The sequence below is a fragment of the Kineococcus indalonis genome (genome assembly GCF_009906395.1).
In the GTDB taxonomy this organism is placed as follows: domain Bacteria; phylum Actinomycetota; class Actinomycetes; order Actinomycetales; family Kineococcaceae; genus Kineococcus; species Kineococcus indalonis.
Genome location: NZ_JAAALM010000250.1, coordinates 1 through 5,844, shown reverse-complemented (window position 1 = coordinate 5,844; position 5,844 = coordinate 1). Strand labels below are relative to the sequence as shown.

Here is a 5,844-nt window from a genome sequence, read left to right as displayed (position 1 = left end):
GGCCGGGGGCGGGGCCCACTGCTGCTGCTTCTGCTGGTGGCGGTCGCGTCCCAGCAGTCGGTCCAGGAGACCCACGGTGCGTCCTCCTCAGGGTGCGGCGGTCCTCCAGGTTGCCGCAGACCGGCGCCCGCCGCGCGGCGGGCGCCGGGGCGGCGCCCGGGAGCCGCGCCCGCGGGCTCAGCGCACGGCGCCGCGCAGCACCCCGGTGGTCACGAGCTCCTCGGCGACCTCGCGCAGCTTGACGTTGGTGTTCTGCGAGGAGTGCGTCAGCAGGGTGAACGCCTGCTCCGGGGTGATCTTGTGCCGCTCCACGAGCACGCCCTTGGCCTGCTCGATGACCGCGCGCGAGGTCATCGCGCGGCGCATGTTCTCCGCGTCCTCCGCGGAGCGGGCGTGCGCGTCGGCGTTGGCGACGGCCACGGCGATGAGGGCGGCCACCTCCTGGCCGATGGCCAGCTCCTGCTCCCCGAAGGCGCGCGGGCGCGAGGAGTAGCAGTTCAGGGCACCGACGCTGCGGCCCTGCACGGGCAGGGGCAGCGACAGGGAGCTGCCGACGCCGGCGGCGGCCGCGGTGCGGGTGTAGTCGGGCCAGCGCTCGTCGGTGGCCATGTCGTCGACGACGAAGACCTCCCCCGCGCGCCCGGCGTCCATGCAGGGGCCGTAGCCGCGCTCGTACTGCATCTCGTCGGCGTCCAGCGCCATCTGCCCGTCGTGCGCGGCGGTGAAGGCCTTCTCCCCGCGCAGCAGCGTGGTGGAGACGGCCTCCGCCCCGGGCAGTGCCCTGCGGGCGATCCGCACGACCTCGGTGAGCACCTCGTCCAGGGGGCGATCGGCGATCAGCACCCCGGCGAGCGCCGCGTGCAGGTCGCTCAGGTCGGTCATCGGAGTTCCTCCTGTGGTGGCAGCACCCCGCCGCGGGTTCGACGAGACGCGAACCGCCCGGCACCGCGCAGGTGCCGGGCGGTCGTCGATCGCCAGTCTGTCAGGACCGGTGCTCGTCGGTGCCGGTGCTCGTCGGTGCCGGTGCTCGTCAGTACCGGTACTCGTCGGTCTTGTAGGGGCCGGCGACGTCGAGGCCGAGGTAGTCGGCCTGCGTCTTGGTCAGCTCGGTCAGCCGCACGCCCAGGGCGTCCAGGTGCAGGCGGGCGACCTTCTCGTCGAGCAGCTTGGGCAGCACGTGCACGCCCACCGGGTACGCGTCGCGCTTGGTGAACAGCTCGACCTGCGCGAGGACCTGGTTGGCGAACGAGTTCGACATGACGAAGCTCGGGTGCCCGGTGGCGTTGCCGAGGTTCAGCAGGCGCCCCTCGGAGAGCACGATGACGCTGTGGGCGGGGCGGCCCCCGGCGGCCGGGATGCGCCACTCGTGCACCTGCGGCTTGATCTCGACCTTCTCCACGCCGGGCACGCGGCCCAGGCCGGCCATGTCGATCTCGTTGTCGAAGTGGCCGATGTTGCCCACGATCGCCTGGTGCTTCATGCGGACGATGTCCGAGGCCATGATCACGTCGCGGTTGCCGGTGGCGGTGATGAAGAGGTCGGCGGTCTCCACGACGTCGTCCAGGCGCGCGACCTGGTAGCCGTCCATCGCGGCCTGCAGGGCGTTGATGGGGTCGATCTCGGTGACGACGACGCGCGCGCCCTGGCCGGACAGCGACTCCGCGCAGCCCTTGCCGACGTCGCCGTAGCCGCACACGACCGCGACCTTGCCGCCGATGAGGACGTCGGTGGCGCGGTTGATGCCGTCGATGAGGGAGTGGCGGGTGCCGTACTTGTTGTCGAACTTCGACTTCGTCACCGAGTCGTTGACGTTGATCGCCGGGAACGGCAGGACGCCGTTGCGGAAGTACTCCGCCAGGCGGTGCACGCCGGTGGTGGTCTCCTCGGTGACGCCCTGGATGCCCTCGGCCACGCGGGTCCAGCGCTGCGGGTCCTCCGCCAGGCTGGCGCGCAGCAGCTCCAGGACGACGCGGTACTCCTCGGAGTCGTCCTCGGTGGGCTCGGGCACGGCGCCGGCGGCCTCGAAGCGCTTGCCCTCCAGGACGAGCATGGTGGCGTCGCCGCCGTCGTCGAGGATCATGTTGGGGCCGACGCGGTGGCCCTCGGCGTCGGTGCCCCAGTCGAAGATGCGCTCGGCCAGGCGCCAGTACTCCTCCAGGGTCTCGCCCTTCCAGGCGAAGACCGGCACGCCGGCCGGCGCCTCGGGGGTGCCGGTGCCCACGACGACCGCGGCGGCGGCCTGGTCCTGGGTGGAGAAGATGTTGCAGCTGGCCCAGCGGACCTGCGCGCCCAGGGCGGTGAGGGTCTCGATGAGCACGGCGGTCTGCACGGTCATGTGCAGGGAGCCGGCGATGCGGGCGCCGGCCAGCGGCTGGGACTCGCCGAACTCGGCGCGCAGCGCCATCAGGCCGGGCATCTCGTGCTCGGCCAGGCGCAGCTCGTGGCGGCCGGCCTCGGCCAGCGTGAGGTCGCGGACCTCGAACTCGAACGACATGCGGGACTACCCCTCCGGGGATCAGCGGTGCGGGACCCCCGGCGCGGCCCCTCTGGGCCCCTCGGCATCACCGGACGCCGGAGCCCCCCCAGGGTACGCGCGGGCCCGCTCGCCCGTCACGGCGCGGCGTGGCGGGAGGCCCGGCCCAGGCGGTCGCGCAGGTCCGCCACCTGCGGCGAGGTGGCGGGGTCCGTGCCGGAGGCCAGCGCCAGGTAGGCGGCGGCGAAGTCGGTGCGCGCGATCAGCTGCGCCAGCCGCTCCAGCGGCGCGCCCGGCTCGGCGACGACCTCGCTGACCCGCACGCCCGCGTCGGCGGCGGTCGTGGCCACCGCGTCGGCGACGACCCGCTCCTCGTCCGGAACGGCGGCCGGGGCGTCGCGCAGCAGCGTCAGCTGCAGGCGCGGGCCGGCCGGGCCGTCCAGGAAGGGGTCGGCGAAGACGTCGTCGGGGCGCGCGGCGAACGGCCCGCCGAAGGTGGCCACCACCTCGCTGGCGTCGTCGGGCAGCGCCCCGGCCACCGCCGGCACCCGCGCGGTGCGCGCGAGCATCGAGGCGGCGCGGCGGGCGGCCGCGGCCGTGAGGTCGCCGTCGGCCAGGACCACCGGCACCGCGCCGGCCAGCTCCATCGCCAGGACCTTGGCGGGGTTGACGAAGGCCTCCGTCCAGGGCCGGCACGTCTCGGCCTCCGCGTCGAGGCGGTCGGCGACCGCGCTGAGCACCTCCACGGGGGTGCGCACGACGTCCAGGGCGTCGGCGGCCAGCAGCACCGGCGTCAGCAGCGACCACAGCGACACCCGCGAGGAGCGGGTGCCGGCGTCGACGGCGCGCACGCCGCGCGCCGGGGGCACGTGCACGTTGCCGCCGCGGGCGCCGACCCCGGCCAGCGGGGAGCCCTCCGCGCCCACGGTGACCACGCGGGCGCCGCGGCGGGCGGCCTCGGCGGCCAGCGCCAGCGGGCCGGGCGCGCGCCCGGACATCGACACGGCCACCACGAGGTCCAGCGGCCCCACCCAGCTGGGCAGCGGGCCGCCGCGGCGCTCCACCAGCGGCACCGGGCAGCCGCGCCCGGCCAGGGCGGTGAGCACGTCGGTGACCACCGAGGCCCCGCCCAGGGCGGCGACGACCACGGCGCGGGGCCGGCCGTCCTCGGCCAGGCGCCCCACGCCGGCCTGCGCGGACAGCTCCACGGCCTCGCGCACCTGCGCGCCGGCGCCGGCCAGGGAGCGCAGCACGCCCGAGGGGTCGGCGGCCGAGAGGGCGTCGCCGTCGCCGAGCAGCGTCTCGTCCAGGGCGGTCACGGCGCGCCCAGCTCCCCGCGCGCACCCTCGGGCACGTCGAGCGCCTCGTCGGCCAGCAGCACCGGCACGCCGTCGACGACGGGGTAGCGCACGCCCGCGGCGGTGGCCAGGAACGGCTCGCCGCCCACCTCCACCGCGCTCAGCGGCTCCCCCGTCAGCGGGCAGCGCAGCAGCTCCAGCACCCACGGCTCCAGCCGGAGCCCGGCGGGCGCGCTCACCGGTCGCCGCCGCGCACCAGGGCCAGGACGCGGTCGCGCACGGCGGCCATGGTGGTCTCGTCGGCGCCCTCGGCGTTCAGGCGCAGCAGCGGCTCGGTGTTGGAGGCGCGCAGGTTGAACCACCACATCGGCGAGCCGCCGGTGCCCGGGGAGGTGACGGTGAGGCCGTCCAGGCGGTCCACCTCCAGCTCGCGGCCCTCGGCGCGCGCCAGCTCCTGCTCGGCCGCCAGGACGCGCTCGGCGGTGGCCGCGGCGTCCTCGACGGTGGAGTTGACCTCGCCGCTGGCGCGGTAGCGCTCGTACTCGGCGGCCAGCTCCGACAGGGGGCGCTCGTCCTCGGCCAGGGCGGCCAGCACGTGCATCGCGGCGAGCATGCCGGTGTCGGCGGACCAGAACTCGCGGAAGTAGTAGTGCGCGGAGTGCTCGCCGCCGAAGACGGCGCCCTCCTCGGCCATGCGCTGCTTGATGAAGGAGTGGCCCACGCGGGTGCGCACCGGCACGCCGCCGTCCTCCTCGACCATCTCGGGCACGGCGCGGGAGGTGATGAGGTTGTGGATCACGATCGGCTCGCGGCCGGCGGCGAGCTCCTTGGCGATCTCGCGGCGGGCGACCATCGCGGTGACGGCGCTGGGGCTGACGGGGTCGCCCTTCTCGTCGACGACGAAGCAGCGGTCGGCGTCGCCGTCGAAGGCCAGGCCGAGGTCGGCGCCGGCGCGCGGGACGGCGGCCTGCAGGTCGCGCAGGTTCTCCGGGTCCAGCGGGTTGGCCTCGTGGTTGGGGAAGGTGCCGTCGAGCTCGAAGTACATCGCCTCGACGTCCAGCGGCAGCGCCGGCAGCCCGGCGGCCTCGCCCAGCACGGCGGGCACGGTGTGCCCGGCCATGCCGTTGCCGGCGTCGACGACGACCTTGAGCGGGCGGGCGCCGGAGAGGTCCACCAGGGAGCGCAGGTGCGCGGCGTACTCGGCGAGCAGGTCCTGCTCGGACACCTCCCCGCGCCGCGCCGTCCCGGCGGGCACCTGCCCGGCGTCCAGCCAGGACTGGGCCAGGTCGCGCACGGCGGCCAGGCCGGTGTCCTGCCCGACGGGGCGCGCGCCGGAGCGGCACAGCTTGATGCCGTTGTACTGGGCGGGGTTGTGGCTGGCGGTGAACATCGCGCCGGGCACGTCGAGGGAGCCGCTGGCGAAGTACAGCCCGTCGGTGGAGCACAGCCCGACCAGGGTGACGTCCACCCCGCGCGAGGCCAGGCCGTCGGCGAAGGCGGTGGACAGCTCCGGGGAGGAGGGGCGCATGTCGTGGCCCACGACGGCGCGCGGGACGGCCCCGGACGGCGCCTCGGGCAGGACCACCACCTCGGCGAAGGCGGCGCCCAGGGCGCGCACGACACCGGCGTCGAGCTGGTCGGGGACGACCCCCCGGACGTCGTAGGCCTTGACGACGGACGACAGGGAAGCGCTCACGCGGGGAGCCTACAAGCGCGGCCGCGAGCGCGGGGCGGCTCGCGCGATCACGCGCGGGCGGGCGGCCGCCGCGCCGGGGCGCGGCGGCCGGGGCTCAGGGATCGCCGGGGCTCAGGGCTCGCGGGGGCTCAGGGCTTGCGGGTGCGGTCCAGCACGGCGTCCACCGACAGCGGCCCGCCGTCGGACAGCCAGGTGCGCTCCTCGCACACGTGGCAGGACACGAAGCGCACGGGCGTGCCGTCGGTCAGGGACATCGACAGCTGGGTGACGCGCTCGCTGCCGCAGGAGCCGCAGGCGACGCCCTCGCGGTGGGCGGCCTGGGTGAGCGAGCCCAGCGGCGGCGCGGGGCGGGCGGAGCGGGAACGGCGGGTGGCGCG

The 5,844-nt window shown here is 75.9% G+C and carries 6 protein-coding genes; all 6 read right to left on the bottom strand.

Annotated features, from left to right (window positions below; genetic code table 11):
- Positions 1 to 177: 177 nt before the first annotated feature.
- A complete protein-coding gene (locus GTR00_RS12845; protein WP_166612007.1) occupies positions 178 to 882 on the bottom strand; it encodes a GAF and ANTAR domain-containing protein in 705 nt (234 codons plus the stop codon).
- Between the two features lie 148 nt (positions 883 to 1,030).
- Positions 1,031 to 2,494: an adenosylhomocysteinase gene (ahcY, locus tag GTR00_RS12840; protein ID WP_166612006.1), complete on the bottom strand. Its 1,464-nt coding sequence runs from the start codon at positions 2,492 to 2,494 to the stop codon at positions 1,031 to 1,033.
- Positions 2,495 to 2,610: 116 nt separating this feature from the next.
- Entirely contained in the window at positions 2,611 to 3,792 is a 1,182-nt protein-coding gene (locus tag GTR00_RS12835) for an SIS domain-containing protein (RefSeq protein ID WP_166612005.1), read from the bottom strand.
- Positions 3,789 to 4,010: a Trm112 family protein gene (locus tag GTR00_RS12830; RefSeq protein ID WP_166612004.1), complete on the bottom strand. Its 222-nt coding sequence runs from the start codon at positions 4,008 to 4,010 to the stop codon at positions 3,789 to 3,791. The genes GTR00_RS12835 and GTR00_RS12830 overlap by 4 nt, the downstream gene beginning before the upstream one ends.
- The gene (locus tag GTR00_RS12825) at positions 4,007 to 5,467 is read right to left on the bottom strand and encodes a phosphomannomutase/phosphoglucomutase (RefSeq protein WP_166612003.1); all 1,461 of its coding nucleotides are present in this window, start codon (positions 5,465 to 5,467) and stop codon (positions 4,007 to 4,009) included. Before GTR00_RS12825 ends, GTR00_RS12830 begins: the two co-directional genes overlap by 4 nt.
- Positions 5,468 to 5,595: 128 nt before the next feature.
- Positions 5,596 to 5,844 (bottom strand): hypothetical protein (locus GTR00_RS12820; RefSeq protein ID WP_166612002.1); only part of this gene is annotated, 249 nt, incomplete at its 5' end.